Origin of the sequence: Nitrospira lenta (genome assembly GCF_900403705.1) — a bacterium.
In the GTDB taxonomy this organism is placed as follows: domain Bacteria; phylum Nitrospirota; class Nitrospiria; order Nitrospirales; family Nitrospiraceae; genus Nitrospira_D; species Nitrospira_D lenta.
This window is the reverse complement of record NZ_OUNR01000020.1, coordinates 84,968-111,509: the sequence shown is the minus strand read 5'-3', so window position 1 is coordinate 111,509 and position 26,542 is coordinate 84,968. Positions and strand designations below refer to the sequence as shown.

Here is a 26,542-nt window from a genome sequence, read left to right as displayed (position 1 = left end):
CTGATTTAACGTTCCCACGAAGGAGATCTGGATGAATTCCAGGGTGAAGAACCTGCTCTTTTGGGTGGTCGTCGGCTTATTCATGATTTTGCTGTTCAACCTGTTCAGCGTGCCGACTCACGCGCCTGAAGAAGATGTGATATTTAGCGATTTCATGGCCAAGATTGAAAAGGGTGACGTCGAAAAGGCCATTATCAAGGGGAATCACATCAGTTCGGTCTTGAAAGACAAGACGAGGATTCGGACTTTCTCGCCGGATTATCCGGACCTGGTGAAGGTCTTGCGCGAGAAGGATGTCCAGATCGAGGTCAAGCCGCCGGAAGAGAGTCCCTGGTACATCACCTTCTTGGTGACCTGGGGGCCGTTCATTCTATTCCTCGGGCTGTGGTTCTTCCTGATGCGGCAGATGCAAGTCGGGGGGAATAAAGCGTTGTCCTTTGGGAAGAGTCGCGCGCGGATGTTGACGGAAGACCGGAAGAAGGTCACATTTTCCGATGTGGCGGGGATTGAAGAGGCGAAAGAAGAAGTTCTTGAGATCATCGAGTTTCTGAGAGATCCGCGCAAATTTCAAAAGCTTGGTGGACGGATCCCCAAGGGTGTTCTGATCGTTGGCCCTCCAGGAACCGGCAAGACCTTGCTTGCCAAGGCGATTGCCGGCGAAGCTGGGGTGCCGTTCTTCAGTATCAGCGGCTCTGATTTCGTTGAAATGTTTGTGGGGGTCGGCGCGTCACGCGTGCGCGATTTGTTCGAACAGGGGAAGAAGCACGCGCCCTGTATCATTTTCATCGATGAAATTGATGCGGTGGGACGGTTGCGTGGCGCCGGCTTAGGCGGTGGACATGATGAACGGGAGCAGACGCTCAATCAGTTGCTGGTTGAAATGGACGGATTCGACACGACCGAAGGGGTGATCCTGATTGCCGCCACGAACCGGCCTGATGTGCTGGATCCTGCGCTCTTGCGGCCTGGCCGGTTTGATCGTCAGGTCGTGGTGAATCGGCCAGATCTGCGGGGCCGTTCTGAAATTCTGAAAGTGCATACGAAGAAGGTGCCGGTAGCGGCCAACGTCGAATTGGAGAAGATCGCTCGTGGGACGCCCGGTTTCTCCGGCGCAGACCTGGAGAATCTTGTGAACGAGGCCGCGCTATGGGCTGCTCGTCAGAATAAAAAGGAAGTCGAGGTCGTTGATTTTGAAATGGCCAAAGACAAAGTGCTAATGGGTGCTGAGCGTAAGAGCATGATGCTGACGGATGAGGAAAAGCGCACGACGGCCTATCATGAGGCTGGCCATGCCTTGATGGCGAAGCTCTTGCCCGGCACGGACCCGGTTCACAAGGTCACCATTATTCCGCGCGGACGGGCGTTGGGCGTCACCATGCAGTTGCCAACCGATGACCGGCACAATTACTCAAAGGACTTCCTGTACAACAACCTCGCCATCTTGATGGGGGGACGAGTCGCTGAAGAGCTAGTTCTCAACCATGTTACGACCGGGGCTGGAAACGACATTGAGCGGGCGACGGATCTGGCAAGGAAAATGGTGTGTGAGTGGGGAATGAGCGAGAAGCTTGGGCCGCTCACGTTCGGACGGAAGGAAGAGGAGATTTTCCTGGGTCGGGAAATCGCCGCGAAGCGAGACTTTAGCGATCAGATCGCATTGGATATTGATCTGGAGATCAGACGTCTTGTGACGGAGAATTATGAGCGGGCCAAGCGGATTCTGACTGAAAATATGGTCAGCTTGAAGGCTTTGGCTGAAGCGTTGCTTGAAAAAGAAGTACTCGATGCACAGGAAATCGATGCGATCCTGTTGCAGTCTTCCTCTCAGACCGTTCCTGCCTAGTCTGCTTCAATAGTCTGCCGCGCTTCTAGTTTGGGCACCGGAAGCGCGGCATCAGTCTCTCAATAGAAGCCGTTAGACGCGATAAAATGTCGTGGTCTAGTATGGCATGTCGCCGTCTTAGCGCTGACCCTCTCTGGTATCTATCGGAGGGCAAGGTGGTGGACGACGCATGTGCGGAGAACGTTTGTGAAACGCAATATCGTACTTGCTAAGGGACGGTCGCTTCCCATTCGGGAGTACCCGCTTATGATGGGCATTGTGAACGTCACTCCGGACTCCTTTTCTGACGGGGGACGCTATGCGACGGTTGATCAAGCAGTCGAACGGGCTGTGGCACTCGTGGCGCAGGGCGCGGATATTCTCGATCTGGGTGCAGAGTCGACGAGGCCCGGGGCCACACCGGTTGGTGAGCAGGAGGAAATGGATCGCTTGCTGCCGGTTTTACAGGCGGTGGTGAAGCAGACTACCGTGCCGATTTCAGTGGATACGATGAAGTCTCGGGTGGCGCGGGAAGCGCTTCATGTGGGCGCCTCAATCATCAATGACGTAACGGCCATGCGTTTTGATCCTGATATGGCAGCTGTGGTAGCGCAGTCCGCTGCCGGAATAGTGATGATGCATATGCAGGGTATGCCGACGACCATGCAGGAAAGTCCTAGGTATGATAGCGTAGTAGACGATGTTCGTATGTTTTTTGTAGAGCGAATTGCCGCCGCGGAACGCGCCGGGATTGCGAAAAGCCAGATCGTGCTTGATCCGGGGTTTGGTTTTGGTAAGCTGCTGATACACAATTTGGAGCTTTTGAATCACTTGTCCTCATTCGACCAATTGGGCTGTCCGATGTTGGTGGGGCTTTCTCGGAAAGCATTTCTGGGGAAAATTCTTGATCGTCCGGTGCAGGATCGTGAATGGGGGACGGCTGCGGCCGTTGCGCTGGCGGTGGATCGCGGCGCCTCGATCATTCGCGTGCATGATGTGGCAAATATGAGGGATGTCGTGATGGTTGCCGCGGCGGTGCGCGCGGCGACCCATACTTCGAAACAGGAAGATTATGCGTAAATTATTTGGAACTGATGGAATTCGCGGGGTGGCCAACCTGGAACCCATGACGAGTGAAATAGCCATGCAACTCGGGCGTGCAGCCGCACATTTGTTTATGCGACGCGCGGGACGCCATCAGATCGTGATCGGGAAGGACACGCGCATCTCTGGCTACATGCTGGAATCTGCGCTCACGGCCGGTATTTGTTCGATGGGAGTCGATGTGCTGCTGGTGGGGCCGATGCCGACGCCGGCCATTGCATTTTTGACCAGGAGTCTCCGTGCGGATGCGGGGGTCGTGATATCGGCGTCGCACAATGCGTATCAAGACAACGGCATTAAGTTTTTTTCGAATGATGGCTTTAAGTTGCCGGATGAAATGGAAGCCCGCATTGAGGATTTGATCGTGTCCAATGAGATCAGTCATCTGCGTCCCACCGCTGATTTAATCGGAAAGGCGTTTCGTATCGATGATGCAGAGGGCCGCTATATTGAATTCGCCAAGCGCTCCTTGCCACGCGAGTTGGACTTTCAGGGAATCAAGTTAGTGGTAGATTGCGCCAATGGAGCAGCCTACAAGCTGGCGCCAAAAGTGTTACGAGAACTCGGTGCAAAAGTCGAAGTGATCGGATGCGAACCCAACGGCATGAATATCAATGCCGGATGTGGGGCAGTGCATCCGCAGCAACTGCAAGAAGCCGTGCGCCGTCACAAAGCCGACATCGGGATCGCGCTTGATGGGGATGCCGATCGAGCCATCTTTGTGTGCGAGCAGGGGACCATTGTCGATGGCGATCATGTCATGGCGGCATTGGGGCTCGACTTGCATCAGAATGGGCTTCTCGCCAAACAAACGTTGGTCGGGACGGTCATGAGTAACTTCGGACTTGAGCTCTGTATGGCGAAGGCGGGCGTCAAGTTGCTTCGAACTCCCGTAGGCGATCGCTATCTCCTTGAACGCATGCTCGCGGAAGGCTACAGCTTCGGTGGTGAGCAGTCCGGGCATTTCATTTTTCTGGACCATAACACGACGGGTGACGGTCTGATCTCCGCGCTCCAGATGATCTCCTTGATGAAGCGGACGGGGAAACCGCTTTCAGAATTGGCGCAGGCGATGTCCGCTGTTCCGCAAATTCTGCTCAATATTACGGTCAAGCAGAAGCCGAAATTGGAGTCTGTGCCGGATATTGACCGGGCGATTCGTGAGAGTGAACGCCGGTTGAATGGGAACGGTCGTGTCCTGGTACGTTATTCCGGGACGGAACCGCTTCTTCGAATCATGGTCGAAGGTGAGCAAGATGCTGTGATTAAAGAAGTGGCGGAGGATCTCGCGCGCCTCGTGCGTACGCATCTCACGTAGTAGCTGTTCCTTTGCAGGGAAGGCTCATGCTGCCATCCCTTTGTGTCGCCTTTCTCACCGGGCTTGTGGCCGGTTCATTCCTTCCGTTCTTTCCCGTCGGTTTGCTCTCCATTTTACTTGTATTCATATTGATCCTTTCGGCTGGTGAACGAATCGGAGGCATCGAGCAGCCGAAAAGTTGCCTGTGGTGTGCGACTCTTTGTCTGGGAGTGATCTATTGGACAGGGGTAACACCGCCGATCTCCAGCCATGTCGGGGAAGACCTCTCCTCAGGATCTAGTGTGGAGTATCGGGGGCGAGTTGTCGGCCTCGTTCAGCATGCACCATCTCGTCTGACGATGGTGGTTGAGTGTGTCCCAAGCTCTGAAGAAGGGACGCTCACGCGAAGAATTAAGCTGACATGGCGGGACCCCGGCGATGCCGTATGGGCAGGTGATCAGATTGTGTTTCGAGCGAGTGTGCGTGTTCCGACGGGATCTCTCAACCCCAGAGGGTTCGACTATGCGTCCTATGTCGAGCGACAAGGCATCGAGGCCGTGGGGACCGTCACGGGGTCTGAAGCCGTTCACCTGCTTCCGCTTGTAAGTGAGCCGGACTGGTGGTGGAGGAGTTGGGGGCGGATCGATCGTTGGCGAGGCGTCATTCGAGAGAATGCGATCCACTCGTTAGCCCAGCCGGCCCGCGGTCTTTTTCTAGGGATCGTGATCGGAGAGCGAGGGTACGTCCAGGAGGATCTGCAAGAATGGTTCATGACGACGGGAACCATCCATCTGCTTTCAATTTCTGGGTCGCATTTGGGACTGATCGCAGTGGTGGTGTTTGGGGCGGTCCGTCGAGGACTTTCCGCGCTGCCATCCGTGATGCTTTTGGGATTGTCGAGGCACGTGACACCGACTCGCGTGGCCATCCTCTGCACCTGGCTGGTGGTGACGTTCTACGCACTCCTGGCCGGGGCTGAACTTGCCACCATGCGGGCTTGGATTATGATTTGCGTGGCGCTGGCCACTATTTGGATCGGCTCAGAGCGTCATCTTTTGCACGCCTTGGCTGGAGCGGCCCTCCTGATTCTTCTGCACGATCCACGGGCGATCAGAGATATTTCGTTTCAACTATCGTTTTTCTCAGTGCTGGCCATCATCTGGGTCGTGGGTTCTCTGTCTTGCCAAGATACGTCTGATGGTCAAGCCGACACAAAGTGGGGCGTCTGGGGCCGTCATCTTCGAGAGGCGGTTATTCTAGGAGCAGCGGTGACGCTGGTGACGACTCCGCTGGTGGCTTGGTATTTCAATCAAGTGCCATGGCTTGGCCTGGTAACCAACCTGTTCGCCGTTCCCTTTACGGGAATGATCCTGGTTCCTCTCGGGCTACTCTCCGCATTTATGACGCTTATGAATAGTGACGGAGGCCTTCCGCTTGCACGTATTCAAGAGCATCTGCTGGAGTGGATGGTGACTGCCCTGCACTGGTGCGCGGCGTTTCCGGGAAGCGACTGGCGTGTGCCTGCCCCTCCTCTTTGGAGTATGGCGTCGTTTTATCTAGGGGTGTTCCTGGTGGCTGGCGCGCTAAGATTTCGATATCACCGGGCCATTGGGGCGGTGTTGGTTACGACGGCGTTGGGAGGATGGATTCTATCTGGTATTCCAATCGCAGACGGTGATCGCTGGCGAGTTACTTTTCTTGATGTTGGACAGGGCGATAGTGCGCTCCTTCAATTCCCCGATGGAACAACGGTGTTGATCGATGGTGGAAGAAGGTACGAGCGGTTCGATATGGGGCGCGGTGTCATTGGGCCGTTTCTTCTGAACCAGGGGATTCGCCGGCTGGACCATATCATTGCCACGCATCCGCAACAGGATCATGTCGGCGGGCTTCCCTGGCTGATTCGCCACCTGGAAGTCGGAGAGTTCTGGCATACGGGCATCGAGCGATCCGAACCACTGTTTAAAGAATTGCAGGAGGCCGTGGCGGAGCAACAGGTACACAGCCATGTCGCCACACGCGGGGAGGAAATTGTTCGGGGAGCGTTTTGCAGGCTCACGGTTCTTAATCCAATCAGAGCGCAGGATCGTGGGGGCTCCAGCCAGAGTGTGAGCGGAACATTCCTCAACAATGAATCCGTCGTCGTGCAGCTGACCTGTGGCCCTCAGAGTATTTTGTTCGCGGCTGATATCGAGGTGGACGGACTCCACCGTCTGGCAGCCATGGGACAAGAGCCGGTGACGGTGCTCAAAGTTCCTCACCACGGAGCGCGGAGTTCGTTGGAGCGTCACTGGATTGGATTGGTTCGACCTCGCTACGCGGTGTTCTCGGTCGGTCGGCATAATTCTTACGGGCATCCTGCTCCCGACGTGATTGATGCCTATTCGGCCATCGGGAGTGAGGTCGCTAGAACAGATCGGGATGGGGGGATCATCGTGACAGGCCGGCTCTCGACACCTGATATCCAGGTACGAAGAATGCGCGATATGGTGTTGCAACCAGTGCGATTGCAAGAGTGTCTCTGGACGTGTGAGTTGCGCAATTGGCATCGAGTGTGGGTGCTGGCGCATGAATTCTAATCAATAAGAAATTCACCCTACGCAGTCACATCCCTCAACATCGATTCGGTCTTAGCCAATTTCGTACATTGATGGTGTACGAATGGTTGTTTATGTCCATTCTTGTCCACAATGCTGGGGTGTACCATCATAAGTCCGCGAGTTTCCTCACTATTGTCACAATGCTAGCAAGGCATAGCATGTGCACACATTCCGTGCTCTGGGAATCTATGACCTGAGGAGTACGACCACCATGGCTAATCTTGTACGGATAGTTATTCAACTGCCGCTTGAATTGAAGGAACAGCTGGATGCCTTGAAATCGCAAGGCTATACGACCAGTGGCTTTATTCGAGCGATGTTGGAACGCGAGTTGAAAAAGCCTGAACTAAAGTTAGTGGCCAATAGTCGGCGGACACCAGGGAAATCGTCCTAGCCTGTCACGCTTACGAGGAACGTCGAGCATGCGACTCTCAGAGTTAGTACGCGATCAAGTCCCAGACCCTCGCGAGGGGGGGAGTGGTCGACACGCGTCCCTTTCAATCCCGCTAGTAGGGGAAAACGAGCCAACCCTCAAAGGGGGAGATGCTCGTATCGATTGGTATGGGCTCGCGCGCAAGGAACTGATGGTGATAGGGGAGGCTGTTCGTGCGAACCGTGAAGTGAGATTCGAGCGGTGCTCCCGATTGGCCGAAGGGCTCGTCACAGCGCTCGCGACGAGCGATGACCTGCTGATACGTATGATGCGTGGAGAGGGTGAGGGCGATCAGGTCGCAAATTCGATGCATGTCGCGATTCTCAGCGTGAAGATCGGCCAGGGGCTCAACTACGACTCGGCGGCGTTGGAACGTCTGGCTCTAGCAGGCCTACTGCACGATCTGGGCATGTGGCTGGTACCTCACGGGATCGTTGAAAAGTCCGGTTCGTTGAGTGCGGATGAGTGGTCCGGCATCCATGCGCATCCTGAACAAGGTCGGCGTGTGGTGGCTGAGATGGGCGAGTCGTTCGACTGGCTGGCAACCGCGATCGCCCAGGAGCATGAGCGATGGGATGGCAGTGGGTACCCCTGTCGGCTGAAGGGGGGAGAGATTGCCGAAGGTGCACAAATCATCGGACTGGCCGATGTGCTCGATGCCATGATCAGTCCGCGGCCCTATCACGCGCGAGTTGTTCCGCATCAGGCGCTGCGTTCGCTCCTGGTCCAGTACAAGCAGGCCTTCCAGCCTCGGCTTATCAAAACGCTGGTGGATCAGCTCTCGCTGTATCCGGTCGGGACATCGGTACGATTGAATGACGGGCATATCGGGGTCGTGTCGAAAGTGAATGCTCGCTATCCCCTCAGGCCCGTCTTGCTTGTTCAGAGTCACCGTGAAGGGCAGACGGATGGGGAAGCCGCGGCAGTGGATCTCTGTCGTGAAACATCTCTGCATATCGTTGAAGTCTTACCCGACACGCGGGCCGCGTAGAAGGAATCAGGAGGAGCCATGAGTATTCGTATACATCGATCGGTTGGATGGAGTCTTCTCGCTCTTGCGGTAGGACTTCAGATATTGCCGGGTTGCCGAAATCCCGGACAATCTTCTCTGCCGCCTTCGGCCATTAGCCCGGTGACGCAGCCGTTGCCTCCGATGCCGAAGGGCGATGTCTACGCGGATGAGGCCGTGCCGACGGCGGAGACGCCGATTGAACCTGGGGACACGCTCGACATCGTGATTCGCCGCGGGGCAGGGGAAGAAAAGTTCACGAGTGTTGTTCGGGAGAATGGAGTCATTGGCGCGTCTTTCTTGGAAGTCATGGTGACCGGGTTGACCGCCCAGCAAGCCGAGGGACGAATTCAAGAACAAGTCATTCCGTATATGCGGAATCCCAGAGTCCAAGTCGTGCTCAGAAAGAAATCGCTCAAAATCAAACGGATATTTGTGTTTGGAGATGTTCGGAAGCCGGGAGCGGTGCCGATGCCGAGAAACATGACGGTGCTGCAGGCTTTGGCCGCCGTGGAGAACTATAACGAAACGGCGTTGCTGGAAGAAATCCGTATTGTGCGCGGATCGCTGGATCGTCCCTACATCGTAACGGCCGACTTGGCCAGAACCTTTACCTATGGTGATTTGTCGCGAAACATCGCTCTGGAAGAAAACGATGTGATCTTCGTTCCACGGGAACACTTGGGCGATACCACGGAGGCTGCCAAGAAGATTATGCCGATCGTGCAGATGGCGATTGCCCCGTTCTATCCGGCGTTCTTGATTCCAGCGTTCTTCCCCACAGCCACGATACGATAGCAAGGAGACGACGGTCCCATGGCACAATATGAGCTGAATGTCATCGACTATTGGCTGATCATTAAGAAACGCAAGTATCTCATCATGCTTGCAGCCGCGCTGGTCGTGGGGTTTACGGTGATCTTTTCTCAGCTGTTGCAACCGCCGCCTGTCTATGAAGCGTCGGCGCGAGTGAAATTTGACCGGTCCACAACGGTCGTGCAGCAGTTGCTGGATTCGATGTCCTTCTCCAATGCCAACGATCTGATTACCCAATCGGAGTTTATCCGGAGCTTTCCTGTCATGGAGCGGGTGGCGACGCAGTTGGGGGTGGTGCCATCCGATCTGACGCCGGAGCAGAAGCGGTCGGCCGAACACTTGAATCTGATTTATAACTTTGGCCAGCAAATTAAGACGCAGCGGGAAGGCGAAACGAACATCATCAGGATTACCGCCACGGCGAGTGAGGCGCGGATGGCTGAACAGATGGCCAATCACGTTGCGGAGTCCTATCGCCAAGAGAATATCGCGGCAAGGAATCGGTTGGTCACAGAGTCTCGACGCTTTGTTGAGGACCAGCTTCGGGAACTGGAGGGGCAACTGGCCGGGGCCGAGGAAGCACTGCGAAACTTCAAGGAACAGGAAGGGCAAGTCTTTCTCACCGATGAAGCCAAGGCTGCGCTCGAGACCTTTACCAAGCTGGAGGAACAGCACAACGCCGTGTTGCGCAATCGAGGCGAGGCTGAAAGGCAGATCGCTGTCCTGAGCCGGCATGACGGTACGCTGGAGCAGGACAATATCCGTATCTTTACCGAAGAGCAGTACGCTCAACTGACGGCACTCAATCAGCGGCTCTTGGACCTTGGGCAGGAACGAACAGCTCTGTTGATCAACTATACAGAGAGCCATCCGGTGGTGAAGGAGATTTCGCAGAAGATTGCGGGCCTGAAGGCCGAAATGGTGCGGGAGTTACGCTCAAAGCAAAAAACTCTGAATGAGCGAGCGCTTGCCCTGGACCAGCAGATTCACGTGTATCGGGAGCGGTACATGGCGTTCCCGAAAGCCGCCATTCAGATGAGCCGGCTGGAGCGTGATGTGAAGGTCAACGCCGATCTTCTTGAATCGCTGAAAGTCAAACATCAGGAACTGTTGATTAAGAGCGCGGGGCAGATTGAGGAAGTGACCATCATCGCTCCGGCCATCGCGCCCATGGCGGCGGTCAACGCCTCCAACATGCTGTTGAACATCATGGTCAGTTCGCTGATGGGACTATTCATGGGAGTGGTGCTGGCGTTTGCCCGTGAATCGTTCGATACCTCGATCGGCACGATCGAAGGGGTGGAGGAATTCCTCAAGGTGCCTGTTCTGGGAATTATTCCGCAGTTCGACCATCGTGAATTGGTGGAGCAGGCCAAGGCCGCGCTGCCGGCTTCGACGCCGCCTGCAACCGTGGAGAGTTTGTCGCGGTTGATTTGCCTGGTCGATCCGAAGTCGGTGCTGTCGGAGAGTCTCCGGTCGTTGCGCACGAATATTCAATTTGCCAGCATGGATCGAAAGGTGAAGTCGATTATCTTTACCAGCGCCGGGCTTGGTGAAGGGAAGAGCACGTCGGTCATCAATCTGGCGATTACCATGGCGCAGGAAGGGCAGCGGGTGCTGCTGGTCGATGCCGATCTCCGAAAGCCCATTGTGCACCAGCGGTTGGGCCTGGATCGTGAGCCGGGATTGGTCGATGCCCTGATCGGCACGACATCGTGGCGGTCTTACGTACGGTCGGCATCGGATCTGATGTTGGGGCCGATCGGAGCGGATCGGATGATGAATACGCCGGGGCTGGATAATCTGCATGTCCTGACGAGCGGGTCTGAATCGGGCAACCCGAATGAGTTCCTGAACCTGAATAAGATTAAGGTGCTGGTCGATGAAATGCAGCAGGACTACGACATGGTGTTATTCGACACGCCGCCGATTCTGCCGGTGACCGATGCCGTGGCTTTCAGTTCGCGGGTCGACGGGACGATCCTGGTCTATCAAGTCGGGAGAATCGGACGCAATGCGCTGAAGCGCGCCAAGTTTCTGCTGGATCATGCCCAGGCGAACATCATGGGCGTGGTGCTCACCAATGTGAAGTCGGAAGTGACTCCTGAATATGGGCTGTACCGTTACGAATATCGGTGAGTGAGATGGGAGTCCGGATTCTGTGTATTACGCCGCTGTTAAACCGAATGATGTGATCGTGGTCACGGCGTTGGCCGTGATCCTCGCGCTTGGCCTGACGCTGACCACTCCGCTCATCGGATTGCAGGCCACCCTAGGATTTTTTATCGTCGTCATCGCATTTACGTCGGTGCCAGCCGCGCTGTATCTGCTCATCTTCTCCATGCTGCTTTCTCCGGAGATTGCCGTCGGTCGCGTCGAAGGGCGCGGCGTTGGAGCGCGCGAATTGTCCTTTCGCCTGGATGATGTGTTTCTTGTGATCATCGGGATTGGATGGTTGGTCAAAACCGTCGTGTACCGAGAGCTCGGGCTGTTTCGTGAAACACCCCTGAATCGTCCCATTGCTGCCTATATGATCGTCTGTGTTGTGGCGACACTCATGGGTGTGTTGGCGGGCCGGGTGCAGCCGGTGACGGGCTTCTTTTTCGTGTTGAAGTACTTCGAATATTTCTTCGTGTACTTCATGGTGGTGAATCACGTGACATCCAAACAGCAGGTGGTCGGGCTGGTGACCGCGCTGCTCATCACCGGCTTCATCATTAGTCTCTATGCCATCTATCAAATTCCGAGCGGACAACGGGCGACGGCGCCGTTTGAAGGAGAAGTCGGCGAGCCGAATACGCTGGGCGGCTATCTCGTGTTTCTGCTCGCTATTGTGACGGGATTATTGATTCACATGAAAAGCGGTCCGATCCGTATCGCGCTTGTGGTCCTCGGTGGGTGCGGGTTGCTGGCCTTGATGGCCACCCTCTCACGGTCTTCCTATCTCGCCGGAGCGGTGTTGGTCGTAGCGGTCGGAGTGTCACAGTGGAGAAAGCCGCGGGTCATGGTTTTGCTGTTGCTGGCCATGGCACTCTTGCCGCTCTTTGCTCCGGACAATGTGAAGACTCGTATCAACGAAACCTTCTTCGGCCGCCAGTACGGAGGAGAAATTCAAGTCGGCCAGGTGGGGTTGGACCTCTCGACATCGGAGCGTCTCCGGTCCTGGGCCTATGTCCTACAGGACTGGGTGCACAATCCGATTCTTGGCCGCGGGGTGACCGGCTATGCATGGGCCGACGCGCAGTACGTCAAGATTATCGGTGAGACCGGCCTGGCCGGGTTGCTTGGGTTCATCGTCATTACCGCGCGGCTGTGGATGAGTACCCGAAGAATTTATGCGACGGAAGACGATCCGTTTGCGAAGGGCTTGGCGTTAGGCGTTGGGCTTGGCCTTGTGGCGATGTTGGCGCATGCCGTGGGGGCCAACACGTTTATCATCATCCGCATCATGGAACCGTTCTGGTTGTGCGCAGGGTTGGTGATGATTCTTCCGCGATTGTCGAACGCCGAAGCGCCGGTTGCCGGTGAACCGAGGCCTGTATGAATTGGTGGGTCTGTTGTTACTGGCATGAACCGGATGCGCCCACTGACCCGGTGGGGTTAGTGCGGATCTGGGCGCTCGCCGATGCGTTGGTGTCCGCCGGAGACGATGTCACGGTGTTTGCTCCGAAGTATCGCTCAGCGTTGGTGCCGCGGCGATCGCGGGTTGTGCCGATTGCTATGTTGCCGGGATCTATCATTCGACCGATCAGTTTCGCGGTGCTGGCCTTCTTGTCAGGACTGTGGCGGGGGCTCCGTCAGCGGCCGAAGATGGTGTATTACCGCTGGATGGAAAGTCTTCATCCGTTACTGCTCGCGCGCATCTTCGGCGCCACGTGTATTTGTGAAGTGAACGGCGAGCCGGTTCCTCCGTGGGGTGCCGGTGGATGGCGTGGCCGTTTGACGCATGCCCTGGCTGCTTTCGCGCTTCGGCGGTGCGACCGCGTGGTCGTGTTGACGGAAGGATTGGGCCAGCTCGTGCAGACACGGTATGGGGTGGCGGCTGCGCAGGTGGCGCTGCTGCCGAGCGGGTCGGACGTGTCGCTGTTTTATCCGAGAGAGCGGGGCCGCTGTGTGCGCGAGGCGGGACTGGATCCGGCCTGTGAGTACATCGGATTTGTCGGGAGCTTCTATCAGTATCAAGGCTTGACGACATTGCTGGGAGCCTTTGAACGTCTGCATGCAAGGCGGTCGTCTGTGCGACTCGTCATGGTCGGGGATGGAGAGGAGGCGGCGGCCCTTCGTGAGCAGGCCGCTCAGCGAGGCCTCTCTTCCTGGATCACCTGGACCGGTCGCGTGTCGTACGCGCAGGTTCCGTTGTTGATCGGGGCCATGGATGTCTGCGTCGCGCCATTCTGCGGGGATCGGGGGGAGACCTCGCCCGTCAAAATCTTTGACTACCTGGCTTGCGGGAAGCCGGTAGTCGCCAGCGCGATCCCTTCGGTTGCCGCGCTGTTTGCTCAATCGAATGGAGTGGTCCTGGTCGAGCCCGATTGTGCTGAGTCTCTGGCCGATGCCGTCCTGGCATTGCTAGACCAGCCTGAGGAATCTCGCCGGCTGGGTAGCGACGGCCGCACGTTCGTCGAGAAACGGTTTGGATGGGAGGCGATCGTGCGAGGGCTGCGCGATCTCGCCAAGCCGATGGCTCCTGATTATCAGCATCAACAACGGGTTCATAGCAACAATGCAGGTGAGAGAGCATGAATCAGCCGCGATGCGCCAGCCTGTTGAGGTCTTTCGCTAGATCAATATGAATATTGTGGTCTATTGCGATGAGGAGTTGGGGGTTGCCGGCGGCGGGAGTCGCCAGGTGGTGGAATTGGTGCGTGCCCTTGCCACTCGGGGCCATGCGGTGCGTGTGGTGGCGCCGAAACCCCGGACTGAGATGGATGAGGCGGCTGTTTTAGGTGGCGCGCGTCCGGTCTGGGTGCGGGTGTTGCGGGTTCCGGTTATCCGGCCATTGCTGTATCTCCTTGCCTCGGCGGTCGCTCTGTTCCGAGCGATGCGGCGGGAAAATCCGGAGGTCCTCCTGTGGTTCGACTCGCCCGGCCAGATTGCCCCCTTGTGGTGCTCTCTGGTGCTGCGCTGTCCCTACGTACTGTTCGTGAATGGATTGCCGGCTGAAGAATTGACCGGTCTGTGGGGGTGGGCTCCGATTCGCGGGCTGGTGCAAGGGGCCTTGCGTCTATCGACGCAACAGGCTCAGGCCGTCGTCAGTGTGTGCCGCGAAATTCCGCAATGGATGCAACGTGAGTGGGGAATTGAAGCAGCCCGGTGCCGCGTGATTCGAAACGGAGCGGATCCTTCCGCCTGTGTACCGCGCGATAAGGCTGAGGCTCGCCGTCGCCTGAGATTGAGCCAGGATCGTCCATACATCGGATTCGTCGGAGGGTTTTTCCCGTGGCATGGGCTGGATACGCTCGTGGACGCGATGGTGCTTGTCCGGCGTGAATACCCCACTGCGATGCTTCTTTTGGTCGGCGATGGCCAGGCCAAGCCGGCCCTTGAAGCGTTGGTGCGGCAACGAGGACTAGAAGAGGCCGTATCGTTCGTCGGGCGCGTGGAATTTGACGAAGTGTCCTGGTGGATTGGAGCGAGTGATATGTGCGCGGTGCTCCATCGTCCTGTCCGTTTCTATCCAGGCGATTCCATGAAGCTCTGGGAATATATGGCCTGTGCGAGGCCGGTGGTGGCGACGGAAGGAGAAGGCTACGGAGATCTCGTGGAAGCGCTGGGCGCGGGTGTCTCGGTGAAGGGTGAGGATGCGCACGATCTTGCGCGAGGATTGTGTCGTCTCATCCAAAATCCTTCGGCGGCAATCAGAATGGGACAGTCCGGGCGCGCGGCTGTATTGGAGTCGCACACGTGGGAGTCGAGAGCCGTGGAATTGGAGCGGGTCTTCGGGATTCTTCCGGTTGAACCACGGCGTGAACGGGTGTGTGCGTCATGACGATGTCAACGCATCATGAGCCGGTCACCTCGGGCGAGTCAGACGTGGTCGCCGCCGGCGCGGGGCGCATCCGCCATCGAGTCTTGGAAGCCGGCGGGTGGGCGATGGCCGGCTTCGTCGTCGATAAGGGGATTGCGTTTCTCCAGCTCATCGTCCTGACGCGCTTGCTGCTGCCGGGCGATTTTGGGTTGATGGCGGCGTCTGCGGCCGTCGTGCTGGCGATTCAGATGTTTTCAGAGTTGGGCCTTGAGTCGGCGGTGATCGCCAAGCCGAAGGTGACGGATGAAGATCTGCGCGTGGCCTGGACCTTGTCGGTGATTCGTGGATTCGTTCTGACCCTTGGCCTCTGGGCACTGGCGGACGTCATTGCCGGCAGCATGCGGATTCCTGAGCTCGGTTTCTTTCTTCGAATTCATGCCGTGGGCGTTTTCTTACAATCGCTGCATAGTCCGGCGTTGTTCGTTCTGCTTAAACAGCTGGATCTTCGGCGGCGAGTGTCGTTCGATCTCAGCCGGCGGTTGGTTGAGGCCACGGTCACCATTGGATTGGCCTGGTGGTGGCAGAGTGCCTGGGCGTTGCTGGGAGGGCAGTTGGTTGCCTTTTCCTTCGGTTCGCTCGTCTCATTTTGGATTGCACCCTGTCGTATCCGTTGGTCGCTGGATCGTACGGCCTTGCGGAGCCTCTGGAGTTATGGCCGCTATCAGAACGTGACGGCGTGGTTCATCTTTACGGTCATGAGCGGGGGTGACTTTGTGATCGGCCGGCTTCAGGGAGTCGGAGGGTTAGGGCAGTATCAGTTGGCGATGGCGATTCCGACGATGATCGGCATTCGGGCGATGAGTGTGATTTCTCAGATCAGCCTGCCGACGTACGCGCTGATGCAGAATGACCGGGCCGGAGTCTTGCGGGCCTTGAGTCTCCACATGAGTCTGACCGGCATGCTCGTGGTGCCGAGTGCGATGGCTGTCGCGATCCTGGCTCCCTATCTGGTTCCGTTTGTGTTCGGTCCTGCCTGGTCGGCGGCGGTCGAGCCGTTGCGGGTGTTGTGCCTGTTTGCTATTGCGGCGGCGTTTTGCAGTGTGATGGCGGCGTTTCACTGCGGCGCCAATCGTCCGGACCTCCAAACGCAAATCTGGGCGGTCATGTGCGCCTGTTATGTTCCGATGGTGATTCCCTTCACGATGGTCTGGGGGCTGGTCGGAGCCGCGTGGGCATTAACGCTGACATTCTTGGTGGGGCTCGGCCTGCATCTTAGGGCCACGGTGAAAATGTTAGGAGTGGAAGTGACGTCGGCGTTTGAACCGTTGCGATGGGCCGGAGGCTTGGTGCTGTTGGTGGGGTGTGGGGTCGTGCTGAGTCAGGCCGTGCCGTCGCTGTGGATGGCGCAATGGCTGGGCGCGTTGTGTGGCTTGGCCGGTGTCAGTGTCTATGGCTGGCATCTCTGGTCGCGTGAGTCTCTTCGCTTACGCCTGTTGTGGGGGGCCTAAACGGGTGGATCGAGTGTCTGGCAATATTTCGATGGCTGTCTTGACTATCATCCGTTGTCCGAACAAGCGGCTGATCGAGCTGATGAATGGAGTGGCCGTATGCCGGCGGTAATGACCGAACTCATCGCGCAGTGCTTATTGTGCGGCCTGCCGGGCTCGGCATTGTTTGAGGGTTTGCATGACCGGCTCTATCCCGTCGAGGGCGAGTTTGGGTTTGCTCGCTGCGCTGCTTGCGGATTGGTCTGGCAGAGTCCACGTCCGACGACGGAAGACATTCCGAAGTGCTACCCGGAGGACTATGAGCCGCACGAGGGGGCAATCCAAGGCGATGGGCCGATTCGGCCGGCGGCCGGGATGCGCGATGCGATGCGGGGCATCATCTTGAGCGAGGTATTCGGCTATACCCGGTTCAAGCGGCCCGAGTGGTGGGCTCCGGTGACCGGGCGTGTGCTGAGCCATGTCCCTACGCTGCAAGATCGGGCTCGGTATGGACGCGATGAATTGTGTCCTCGCTTTGTTGACGGCGGGACGTTGCTTGATGTCGGGTGCGGGGCGGGCGGCTATCTGGCGTCAATGCAAGCGCTGGGTTGGAAGGTGTTGGGTGTCGATCTCTCTCCGCATGCGGCGCGGATCGCACGAGAGAGTTATGGTGTTCCGGTGAAGGTGGGGACGCTGGAAACGGCCGGTGTGCCGGACCGAAGCATGACGGTGATTACGATGGTCCATGCCATTGAACATGTTCCTGATCCGATCAGTCATTTGCGGCAGTGCCATCGGGTGCTGAAGCCGGGCGGGCGCTTGGTGCTGACGACGCCGAACTTTGCGGGGCTGATGAGCCGGCTCTTCGCCGATGACTGGATGGCGCTGGATCCGCCTCGGCATCTCTGGCTCTTTACGCCGGACACGTTGCGGGCCTGTGTGGAGCGGGCGGGCTTTCGCGTGGAACGGGTACAAACACGCTCGTTCCTCTCACGGATGAATTACGAAAAGAGTCTTCGCATTCGCCGCCAGGGGCATGCGAGGGAAAAGACGCGATCGAGCGATGCCGGTCCGATTGTGCGGGGGCTTCATTGGCTGGAGCGAGGATTGTTGCCCTTTTGGCGAGGGGCGGGCAATGAATTGATGCTCAGCGCCGTGAAGCAAGAGGAGTAGGGGAACGTGGATCTGTCGATGGCCGTCATCAGCTACAACACGCGCGACCTGCTGCTGGCCTGCCTGCAATCGGTCCAGGACAGCACGACGAACGTGAAGTATGAGCTGATCGTGGTGGATAACGCGTCTCGCGACGGGAGCGCGGACGCGGTGCGGATTCGATTCCCTCATATCACGGTGATTGCGAATGCTGAGAATGAGGGCTTTGCTAAGGCTTGCAATCAGGCGGCCGTTGTCAGCTCAGGCCGATATCTTTTGTTGCTGAACAGCGACACGGTCATGCAACAGCACACGCTTCGTACGATGATGACCTGTCTGGATCAGCATCTGGACATCGGGGTCGTGAGTTGTTTGCAACGAGATGGAGAGGGACGGGTGTTGCAATCCTGTTTCCCCTTTCCTTCGATTCGCGACCACGTGCGCTATGCGGAGATGCTGCCGACGGTTGTCCGGCGCGTGGTCGGCACTCTGCCGCCGACGGACTGCACCCAGTCGCAGGATGTCGAGTGGGCTAATGGCGCCTGTCTCATGATCCGCAAAGCGTTGTACGACCGGCTGGGCGGATTGGATGAACGGTTCTTTATGTATTTCGAAGATGTCGATCTCTGTCGTCGCATTCAGCAGCTGGGCTATCGCGTCCGGCATGTGGCGGAGGGTGAGGTGGTGCATCTGCTCGGACGGAGTAGCCGCACGAACCGCCATGGTCTCAATAAGCAATGGGAGCTTAGTCGTATCCGCTATGTGGAAAAGCACTTTGCGCAACCCCGGCGATTTCTGATGAAGAGCTGGATTGCGTTGGGCGTGATGCGCAGGTTGATTGTGACTGCCTGCTCGCAGGCCTCCGATCGACGACCGCAGCTTCAGGCGATGTGGATGACGTTGCGACGGGTCTGGTTGGGGGCTGACGACACGGATCGTACGCCCCTCTGTTCGGCTAGTTTGAAAGGATAACGAGCGATGCCACAGACTATGAGCCAACGTGAACAATATGACCTCGAGTGGAACGGCTGGAAGGCTGCGGCCGGCGCGTTCGAGGGCGTCCGGCGGTATGGCCAGATTAGCCGGAGAGTGGCCGCGCTTGCGCCTGAGCGCATGCTGGATGTGGGGTGCGGCGATGGCCGGCTGGCCAGGGAGATCAAGCAGATATGGCCGGGTGTCGTGGTGCACGGGTGCGATCTGTCTGTTGCGGCGCTCACTCGTGCCGAAGGGGTGGATCGCCGGTATGCGGTGGATCTCAATGTCGATCGTCTGCCAGAACCTGACGGCAGTCTCGACCTGGTGGTGGCTAGCGAGGTGATCGAACATGTGATTGAACCAGGGCGGGCCATCGCGGAATTTCATCGAGTCCTCCGCCCTGGCGGTCATGTCTTGATCACGGTGCCGAATGTCGCTTTCTGGCGCTTTCGCTTGGAGGCGCTGCGGGGAGGTGTGCCGTCTGTGACGGCGGATGCGCGGCATTTCCATTCCTTTAATGCGGCCTTGCTGAATGCGCTCGTGGCTGGTGAAGGATTTGAGATTGTGACCGTGACCGGATTGCGCCAGCGCTATGAATCCCTGGCCGCCATGGGTTTTACCTGGTTGTGCGATACATTGTTGTTGATCGGGCGGAGATCCTGAGTCGATGAGTTACCAATTGACCAGATCGGGATTCGATGGCGTGATGCGGGAATTTCGTCCCTCTCGCTATGAGGTATTCGGGAGTGAGGATCCTCGGTTCACCACGCCGATGCATCATGCGCTGAAATGCCGGGATCGGTTGTACATCGCATTGCAGAGCGGGCTGCGCTGGTTGCCGCAGGGACCGCAGGCCATCGTGGATTTCGGACCGTATCCCGGCAGCCTGTTGAGGCTGTTGCGCTTGACCGAACCGACGAGATCGGCTCGGCTCGTGGGGGCCGGCCTCATGGCCAGTCCGGAATTCGTGGCACTCATGAAGCAGGATGTGGATGTGGACATTCTGACGGTGAATTTGGATCCGGCGGCCAAACAGTTTGAGCTGAAGGGGTATCCGACTGCCGTGCCGATGGAAGAGGGGACTGCGCGGTTGGTATTTGCCCTGGAAATCATTGAGCACCTGACGTCGCCTTTTCATCTGTTGGCGGAAGCCCATCGTATTCTGCAACCGGGCGGCTGCGTTGTGATCACGACGCCGAATGTGACGCGCATCGGCAACGTGATGAAGCTGTTGGCCGGCCGGACGCTCAATGACCGCTTGGCTCCTCCCGGGTATGACAATCCGGACGATGAATGGCGGCCGCATGCCCGCGAATATGCAATGCACGAGCTAGCTGACATGCTCAAGAGTATCGGATTTGAGATTGCCGAATCACGCCATTTCCTGGGCGAGGACACGCAGGACTGCCGACAGACATCCCAGCAGCAGGCGATCGATTGGGTGAAGTGGCCGTTCTATGCCGTTCCGCATTTGCGAGGGAGTCTCTTGATCGTGGGGCGGAAACGATGAGATGGCGAACACAATCAATGACGGTGGAGGCACAGCACACACGATGATCTCCGTTCTCGACAAGGTCTATAGAACTGTGGCCAGTCCTCTATCTGAACGGTGGTTGGGCGGCCTTCATACCGGCCTGGTCATCAAAGGCCTCTATTTGCAATGGAAAGTGGCCGCGTTCTTGCGGCAGGGTGGGCGGCGTGTTCTGGATGCCGGATGTGGCCCGGAGGCTCAATTGGCGGCGATGCTCGCGGTCCGCTATCCAACCTGTACCTTTGTCGGGTGGGATTTGCATGTGAACCCTGAGGTCAGGGGTGCGTTGCGACATCAGAATGTGTCGGTGATTGAATCGGACATTGCGCGACTCGCCAGTGTCGGTGAGTACGATCTGGTCTATTCCATCGATGTGCTGGAACACATCGAAGATTTTGATGGGACGCTCGATCGACTGGTCACAGCGCTGCGTTCCGGCGGACTGTTGTTCATCCATGTGCCGAGTCTTCATCAGCACTCATGGTTTGGTTCCGGAGAGACCGAGACGCCACATCATTTCCGAGCCCATCGGTCCGGAGACGACCATGTGCATGAGGGGTTTAGTCTGTCGCAGTTGACTCATGCCCTGGAGCGGCGGTCCATAGAAGTGCTCGATACACGCGCCACATTTGGTCGATGGGTGGCGTTGCTCAAGGAGATGTTTTCATCCGGTGAGCGACAAGGGATTAGAGGAATCGGGTTCTTACTCCTGCCGGGGGTGCTTCTTGCCGTGGGGCTGGAGATGCTGTTTTCGCCGAAGCGAGGAAATGGATCCATGATTGTGGGGTTGAAGCGAGAAGGATCACAGGCATGATCGTGGTCGCAGAACTGGCGGGGTCGGCCTCTTATGGCGGCGGTGAGCGCTATCTGGAATTGCTCTGCGGGCATCTCGACCCGGCGCGTTTCAGGCCGATTCTGATCTGCCCGGAGCCGGGCTCGTTCGTCGGTCGCATGCAGCGTCGAGGCGTGGACGTGCGAGTGGTGCATCTGGAGCCTCTTTTGAACCCCTTCGCCCTTATGCGGCTGGTGCGTGTGCTCTCTCAAGAGAACGTGACGATTCTGCAAACGCACGGGGCTCGGGCGAATTTTTATGGACGTGTCGCCGGGTGGCTGGCGGGAGTGCCGGTGGTGATCTCCACGGTCCACAATTCGATCGCCGACTACGAGGTGAGCCGATTGAAACGCTGGATTTATTCAGCCGCGCTCCGGGCGACCTTGCCGTGGGCCACGCGGATTCTTTGTGTGTCCGACGCCGTCCGGCGTGATGTGATCCAGGATGATCCGGCGGCGGCCGCTCGGACAGAGACGGTTCACAATGGGGTTGATCGACTGTCGTTTCAGAAACCGATTGATCGAACCAAGGTGCGGCGCGAACTCGGCCTCACCGATGGCCCGCTGCTGGTCACAGTGGCTCGGCTGACCCCACCCAAAGGACACGGCGACTTGATTGAAGCGCTGGCTCTGCTGCGGGACCAGTGGCCGGGACTGCAATGTGTGTGTGTGGGTGACGGCGAATTGAGGCAGCCGCTGGAGGAGTTGGCCGCTGCCCGAGGCCTGTCGTCTATGTGCCGATTTGTCGGATCCCGAGACGACGTGATGGAATTCTATGCGGCGGCGGATGTGGTAGTGCTCCCCTCGCATTCCGAGGGCTTTCCGTTTGTCATTCTCGAAGCGCTGGCCATGGGAAAGCCGGTGATCGCGACCAGCGTGAATGGCGTGCCTGAAGTGATCGACCATCTGAAGACCGGCCTTTTGGTGAAGGCCCGCGATGTCGCGGGGCTGGCCGGTGCGATTCAATCGTTGTTGGAACATCCCGAGCGAGCGAGACAATTGGGAGACGCCGGGCGTGCTGTCGTGCAGGCGCAGTTTACGGTCGACCGGATGGTCGAGAAGACGGTGGCGGTGTTTGATGCGGCGCTACGGACAGAAGGGGTCGATGCACCCGCTTGGAGCAGGAGGGTCGCATGAGCCTCGCGCTGCCGCTTGAGATGGAAACCGTTGTGTGCCCCTGCGGGGGAGGCCGGAGTCCGTCCGAGGCGTTTCATACGGCGACGAGACGGTATGTGGCCTGTCCGATGTGCGGGCTGGTCTTCCTGAGCCCGCGCCCCTCTTCCACCAGGGTCGAGGAATATTATCGAGAGAGTTATGACGGGTCCTACGGCGCCGCGGAAAGTTCGGCGGATCGACGGCCGGTGTTTGCCAGCGTCCTGGCGCATCTGTCGGATTGGCGGATCTCGCCGGGACGGCTGCTCGATATCGGCTGTGGAGACGGAGCGTTCATGATGCTCTGTCGGGAGGCGGGCTGGACCTGCGCCGGCGTTGAAGTGTCTCAAGGAGCAGCCGCGCGAGCGAGGGCGAAAGGCTACCCGGTCTTTTCTCCGGCCGAACTCGCGCAATCGACGGTCGGCCAGTATGACGTGGTGACGCTGGTCAATGTGCTGGAAACGGTGACGGATCCGGCGGCGATCGTCAGAGCCATGGCTCTGCAGGTAAAACCGCAGGGGATTATCGCGGTTCGGGTATCAAACGGACTCTTTCATCAGTGCATGCGGGCGCCTGTTCGCTGGTGCGGATCTCAGCATGACCAAGCATTTCACCTGTTCAGTTATTCGCCGAGCGCCTTGCGGACGCTGATGGAGGCCAGCGGATTTGAGGTGTTGTCTCTGCGCAATTCCGCTCCGAGCCTGGGTCCGGTTACCAGTGCCACATCCTGGGGGCGCCGGCTGAAGTGGAGATTGGTAGGAAGCGGACTGTCGATGGCGGCCGCATTGGCCTATCGGCTGAGTGGCGGCCGCTTGATCTGGGCGCCGTCGTTTGAACTGATCGCTCGACGCGTAGGCGGTGTGTCGTGACTGCACGCGCCGATAGGCTAGCGCGGAGCTGGGCGACATCGGTTGCCCTGATTACCCGACGGAAGGATGACGTCTCGTGAGCCCGATCAGCTGGCAGAGCCGCCGTCGATGGAAGCAGCGGATCGGGTTTTGGGGTGGCGTGGTGATCGTGTGTCTCCTTGGTGCAGTCGCGGCGCTCGGTGTTCGCTCGTTGTTGACATCCGTTGGGGATGCCAAGTTTATGCGGTATGAACCGGTCGATGTTCCGCCGCAAGCAGTTTCGCCCCGGCATGAACGGGAGCGAGAGGAGTTAGAGCGGCACGAGCGGGCGATGATCGAAGGGAAAGACAAATAACCAGATGTGTGGAATCTGCGGCATCATCGGTTCGAGTGAAGAGACGCTGGTCTCCCGGATGCTCCGTCGGCTGGTCCATCGAGGGCCGGACGAACAGGGGCTGCATCGGGAGTACGGAGTCACGCTCGGGGCTCGTCGCTTGCGCGTCATCGATCCTGCCGGAGGACAGCAACCGGTGCAGAACGAAAACGGTTCGGTCTGGGCGGTGCTGAACGGAGAAATCTATAACCATCGGGCCTTGCGTCAGGATCTCATCGAACGCGGTCACCGGTTTACCTCCCGCTGTGACTCGGAAGTGCTGGTGCATCTCTATGAGCAGGAAGGCATCGACGGTCTTTCGCGCCTCAGAGGGATGTTTGCCTTTGCGATCTGGGATCGGGAGCGGCAGGAAGCATTGTTGGTCCGGGATCGATTGGGGATCAAGCCACTCTATTATGCCACTCGTCTCGGATCGGGATCGACCGGCACCGACGTGCTGTTTTCGTCCGAGTTGCCATCCTTGTTGGAAGCGTTGCCCGATGCGCGTATTCGTCCGCAAGCCATTGCCGACTATCTGACCTCGCTGTACGTTCCCGGACCCGACACGATCTACGAAGGCGTGTATCAACTTAGGCCCGGCGAAGCCTTGCGAGTCGGGCAGGGGCTTGTCGAGGTCTTCCGCTACTATCGGCCTGAAGAATCCATGTCGCCGTCTCAGTGGGCGACGGTCGACGAGGCGAAGGAACAGTTTGTCGAGATCTTCCGCGATACGGTCCACACGCATCTGGTGAGCGATGTGCCGGTGGGATTGTTTCTGTCTGGCGGGGTGGATTCGGCGGCCCTGTTGGCCATGATGCAGGAGCGTGGCCCGGTCAAGACCTTTACGATCGGGTATGGGCATCCCGAGGACCAGTCCTACAATGAGCTGGCCAACGCCCGGCTCCTCGCGACACATTTTGGAACCGACCACACTGAAGCCATTTTACAACCTGATATCCGTGGGCTTCTCCCGCGAGTGGTCGCGGGGATGGGGGAGCCGTTCGCGGATTCGTCGGCGATTCCGACCTATCTGGTATCTGAAGTGGCGCGCCGATCCGTGACCGTGGCGTTGTCTGGCATCGGCGGCGATGAGCTCTTCGGCGGCTACCCGCGGTACCTCGGTATCCGCCTGGCGTCTTACTATCAGACGCTTCCTCGCGCGGTGCGCTCATGGCTGGCTTCTTCTGCCGCATGGGCCTGTCGTGAGAGTGGAGCGGGTCGCGATCAGATGGGGCGGGTGAAGCGATTTGTGGAGCATGGCCATCGCTCGCTGGCCGAGCAATATCGCCGGTGGACGACGTTCATTCCAGGCGAATGGGAGACCGGCATCTGGAGCGGGGCGATGAGAGACGCTTTGCCCCACGGATATTCATCAAGCCGACCCTTGGCGCTGTTTGATCAATGGCCGTCGAACAATCCGATGGATCGCGCGATGGGCCTCGATCTGCAGACCTATCTTCCCGATGATCTCCTGCGTATGGGTGACCGGATGAGTATGGCGCATTCGCTTGAGCTCCGCGTCCCGTTTTGCGACCACCAGCTGCTGGCCTGCGCGTTGCGGGTGTCCCCATCGCTGCGACTGCCGGGCCGGCAGCTGAAGGGGTTCATGCGCTCCGCCTTGCGCGGGATTGTACCTGAGGCAATCCTGAGCGGTCCCAAGCAGGGGTTCATGATTCCGCTGGCCCGCTGGTTGCGCGAAGACCTACGTGAGATGGCGCAGGATCTGTTGTCCGACGCAGCCGTTCGGCGGCGTGGCTATGTGACGCCTGAGTATGTGCGGTGGCTGATGGCGGAACATCAGAGTGGGCGAAGAAATTTCGCGGATCAACTCTATGCCTTGATGGTGTTGGAGCTATGGCATGAACAAGCCGCACAGCCAGTTGTTGAACCGGCGCTGGCCGTGGAGGTCTTGTGAAGGTGCTGCTCTTAGCGGAAGTCTCGGCCGAACGGGTCATCGGCGGCGCTGAGCGGGTGTTGCGGCAGCAGGCCGTCGGTTTTATTGCGGCGGGGCATCAGGTGGATCTCCTCACGCGGGCGACGGACGAAACTGTGCCGATGGAGGTCGCGATCGGCGGCGCGAAAGAGTGGCGGTTTCCTATATCGAAGAAGAGTGAGTGGAGCTTTGTGCGATCGACGGTGCAGGGAGCCCTGTCCGTGCTCGATCGTGTGACCGCGAAGTCTTCCTATGACATGGCGATCATCCATCAAGCCCTCACAGGTCTTGGTCCCCTGTATCTCAGGCGGAAGGCGGCGGCCGAATGGCTGTATGTCTGCCACTCTCTCGCGCATGAGGAATACCTCACGCGTACTGCGGCCGCGACCTCGTGGGTATCGCGGCTGCGCCGGCATGTGAATGCCTGGGCGCGCCGCAGCATTGAGTGGCTGGTGATGAGTCGCTGCCACCGGATTGTCGTCTTGAGTGAGTTCATGCGGCAGCGTGTAATGATAACGCATGGTATTGCGCCCGAGCGGATTGTGTTGATACCGGGGGCGGCGGATCCGGGACTGTTTCGTCCGTTTGGCAATCGACGAGAGTTGCGGCGAAGTTTAGGGTTACCGGAGGACCGGACCATTCTCTTTACCGTCCGCAATCTGGTTCCACGGATGGGGTTGGAGACGCTGTTGGATGCCATTTCAGAGTTGGGGCACGTCGGTCGGCGCTGTCTCTTGGTGATCGGAGGCGCGGGGCCGCTACGGGCTCGTTTGGAAGCGGGGATCAGGCAGCGACAATTGGAACAGATTGTTCGGCTGGCCGGGTTTATTCCCGAGGAGCAGCTGGTGGCCTATTACCAGGCCGCGGATCTGGTCCTGATGCCGACGGCTCAACTCGAAGGGTTCGGACTTGTGACGGTGGAGGCGCTGGCTTGCGGCACGCCGGTCGTGGGCACGCCGGTCGGCGCGATTCCCGAAGTGTTGGGTCAGATCGATCCCATTCTGATTTCAAACGGGACGGATAGCCGTTCATTTGCCGATGCGTTGGCGCGGGTGCTCAGTCGCATCGAGGAGCCGGTGGAGCGGGAGCGGTTGTCGAGGAAAGGGCGCAGCCTGGTGGAGCGCCGGTACAACTGGGTGCAGCATTGCGCGGATCTGATCCGGCTCTCCACAAAAAAGCCGGCGTCGGAACGAAAGGCGGCCTAGCAGGAT

At 58.3% G+C, this 26,542-nt stretch carries 22 protein-coding genes; all 22 read left to right on the top strand.

Annotated elements, in window-relative coordinates; translation table 11 throughout:
• Positions 1 to 31 precede the first annotated feature (31 nt).
• The 22 genes from ftsH (at position 32) to NITLEN_RS16060 (ending at position 26,536) form a co-directional block, all read left to right on the top strand.
• A complete protein-coding gene (ftsH, locus tag NITLEN_RS16165; RefSeq protein WP_121990679.1) occupies positions 32 to 1,843 on the top strand; it encodes an ATP-dependent zinc metalloprotease FtsH in 1,812 nt (603 codons plus the stop codon).
• A 186-nt stretch (positions 1,844 to 2,029) separates the two neighbouring features.
• The gene (gene folP / locus NITLEN_RS16160) at positions 2,030 to 2,902 is read left to right on the top strand and encodes a dihydropteroate synthase (RefSeq protein WP_219999484.1); all 873 of its coding nucleotides are present in this window, start codon (positions 2,030 to 2,032) and stop codon (positions 2,900 to 2,902) included.
• Positions 2,895 to 4,244: a phosphoglucosamine mutase gene (glmM, locus tag NITLEN_RS16155; RefSeq protein ID WP_121990677.1), complete on the top strand. Its 1,350-nt coding sequence runs from the start codon at positions 2,895 to 2,897 to the stop codon at positions 4,242 to 4,244. Before folP ends, glmM begins: the two co-directional genes overlap by 8 nt.
• A gap of 26 nt (positions 4,245 to 4,270) precedes the next feature.
• Positions 4,271 to 6,802, top strand: coding sequence for a DNA internalization-related competence protein ComEC/Rec2 (locus NITLEN_RS16150; RefSeq protein WP_121990676.1), 2,532 nt, complete (start codon positions 4,271 to 4,273; stop codon positions 6,800 to 6,802).
• Between the two features lie 232 nt (positions 6,803 to 7,034).
• Complete coding sequence (locus NITLEN_RS16145) at positions 7,035 to 7,217, top strand: YlcI/YnfO family protein (RefSeq protein ID WP_121990675.1); 183 nt, start codon at positions 7,035 to 7,037, stop codon at positions 7,215 to 7,217.
• Positions 7,218 to 7,407: 190 nt separating this feature from the next.
• Complete coding sequence (locus NITLEN_RS16140; RefSeq protein ID WP_181416929.1) at positions 7,408 to 8,247, top strand: HD-GYP domain-containing protein; 840 nt, start codon at positions 7,408 to 7,410, stop codon at positions 8,245 to 8,247.
• 18 nt (positions 8,248 to 8,265) lie between these two features.
• On the top strand, positions 8,266 to 9,063 hold the full coding sequence (locus NITLEN_RS16135; protein WP_121990673.1) for a polysaccharide biosynthesis/export family protein: 798 nt from the start codon (positions 8,266 to 8,268) through the stop codon (positions 9,061 to 9,063).
• 18 nt (positions 9,064 to 9,081) lie between these two features.
• Complete coding sequence (locus tag NITLEN_RS16130) at positions 9,082 to 11,220, top strand: GumC family protein (RefSeq protein WP_121990672.1); 2,139 nt, start codon at positions 9,082 to 9,084, stop codon at positions 11,218 to 11,220.
• 22 nt (positions 11,221 to 11,242) lie between these two features.
• Positions 11,243 to 12,625 carry an O-antigen ligase family protein gene (locus NITLEN_RS16125; RefSeq protein WP_121990671.1) on the top strand — a complete coding sequence of 461 codons (1,383 nt, stop codon included), beginning with the start codon at positions 11,243 to 11,245 and terminating at the stop codon, positions 12,623 to 12,625.
• Entirely contained in the window at positions 12,622 to 13,824 is a 1,203-nt protein-coding gene (locus NITLEN_RS16120) for a glycosyltransferase family 4 protein (RefSeq protein ID WP_121990670.1), read from the top strand. Before NITLEN_RS16125 ends, NITLEN_RS16120 begins: the two co-directional genes overlap by 4 nt.
• 46 nt (positions 13,825 to 13,870) lie before the next feature.
• Positions 13,871 to 15,070: a glycosyltransferase family 4 protein gene (locus NITLEN_RS16115; RefSeq protein WP_121990669.1), complete on the top strand. Its 1,200-nt coding sequence runs from the start codon at positions 13,871 to 13,873 to the stop codon at positions 15,068 to 15,070.
• Positions 15,067 to 16,557, top strand: coding sequence for an oligosaccharide flippase family protein (locus NITLEN_RS16110; RefSeq protein ID WP_121990668.1), 1,491 nt, complete (start codon positions 15,067 to 15,069; stop codon positions 16,555 to 16,557). The genes NITLEN_RS16115 and NITLEN_RS16110 overlap by 4 nt, the downstream gene beginning before the upstream one ends.
• Positions 16,558 to 16,656: 99 nt before the next feature.
• Positions 16,657 to 17,709: a class I SAM-dependent methyltransferase gene (locus NITLEN_RS16105; RefSeq protein ID WP_121990667.1), complete on the top strand. Its 1,053-nt coding sequence runs from the start codon at positions 16,657 to 16,659 to the stop codon at positions 17,707 to 17,709.
• Positions 17,710 to 17,715: 6 nt separating this feature from the next.
• The gene (locus tag NITLEN_RS16100) at positions 17,716 to 18,660 is read left to right on the top strand and encodes a glycosyltransferase family 2 protein (RefSeq protein WP_121990666.1); all 945 of its coding nucleotides are present in this window, start codon (positions 17,716 to 17,718) and stop codon (positions 18,658 to 18,660) included.
• Positions 18,661 to 18,666: 6 nt separating this feature from the next.
• Positions 18,667 to 19,326 carry a class I SAM-dependent methyltransferase gene (locus tag NITLEN_RS16095; protein ID WP_121990665.1) on the top strand — a complete coding sequence of 220 codons (660 nt, stop codon included), beginning with the start codon at positions 18,667 to 18,669 and terminating at the stop codon, positions 19,324 to 19,326.
• Positions 19,327 to 19,330: 4 nt separating this feature from the next.
• Positions 19,331 to 20,173 carry a class I SAM-dependent methyltransferase gene (locus NITLEN_RS16090; RefSeq protein WP_121990664.1) on the top strand — a complete coding sequence of 281 codons (843 nt, stop codon included), beginning with the start codon at positions 19,331 to 19,333 and terminating at the stop codon, positions 20,171 to 20,173.
• Position 20,174: 1 nt separating this feature from the next.
• On the top strand, positions 20,175 to 21,008 hold the full coding sequence (locus NITLEN_RS16085; protein ID WP_121990663.1) for a class I SAM-dependent methyltransferase: 834 nt from the start codon (positions 20,175 to 20,177) through the stop codon (positions 21,006 to 21,008).
• Positions 21,005 to 22,162: a glycosyltransferase gene (locus NITLEN_RS16080; RefSeq protein ID WP_121990662.1), complete on the top strand. Its 1,158-nt coding sequence runs from the start codon at positions 21,005 to 21,007 to the stop codon at positions 22,160 to 22,162. Before NITLEN_RS16085 ends, NITLEN_RS16080 begins: the two co-directional genes overlap by 4 nt.
• Positions 22,159 to 23,046 carry a class I SAM-dependent methyltransferase gene (locus NITLEN_RS16075; RefSeq protein ID WP_121990661.1) on the top strand — a complete coding sequence of 296 codons (888 nt, stop codon included), beginning with the start codon at positions 22,159 to 22,161 and terminating at the stop codon, positions 23,044 to 23,046. The genes NITLEN_RS16080 and NITLEN_RS16075 overlap by 4 nt, the downstream gene beginning before the upstream one ends.
• A 76-nt stretch (positions 23,047 to 23,122) precedes the next feature.
• Positions 23,123 to 23,380 (top strand): hypothetical protein, encoded by a 258-nt coding sequence (locus NITLEN_RS16070; RefSeq protein WP_121990660.1) that lies wholly within the window; start codon positions 23,123 to 23,125, stop codon positions 23,378 to 23,380.
• Positions 23,381 to 23,384: 4 nt separating this feature from the next.
• On the top strand, positions 23,385 to 25,313 hold the full coding sequence (gene asnB / locus NITLEN_RS16065; RefSeq protein WP_121990659.1) for an asparagine synthase (glutamine-hydrolyzing): 1,929 nt from the start codon (positions 23,385 to 23,387) through the stop codon (positions 25,311 to 25,313).
• Positions 25,310 to 26,536, top strand: a complete 1,227-nt coding sequence (locus tag NITLEN_RS16060) for a glycosyltransferase family 4 protein (protein WP_121990658.1) — start codon at positions 25,310 to 25,312, stop codon at positions 26,534 to 26,536. The genes asnB and NITLEN_RS16060 overlap by 4 nt, the downstream gene beginning before the upstream one ends.
• The last annotated feature ends 6 nt before the right edge of the window (positions 26,537 to 26,542 follow it).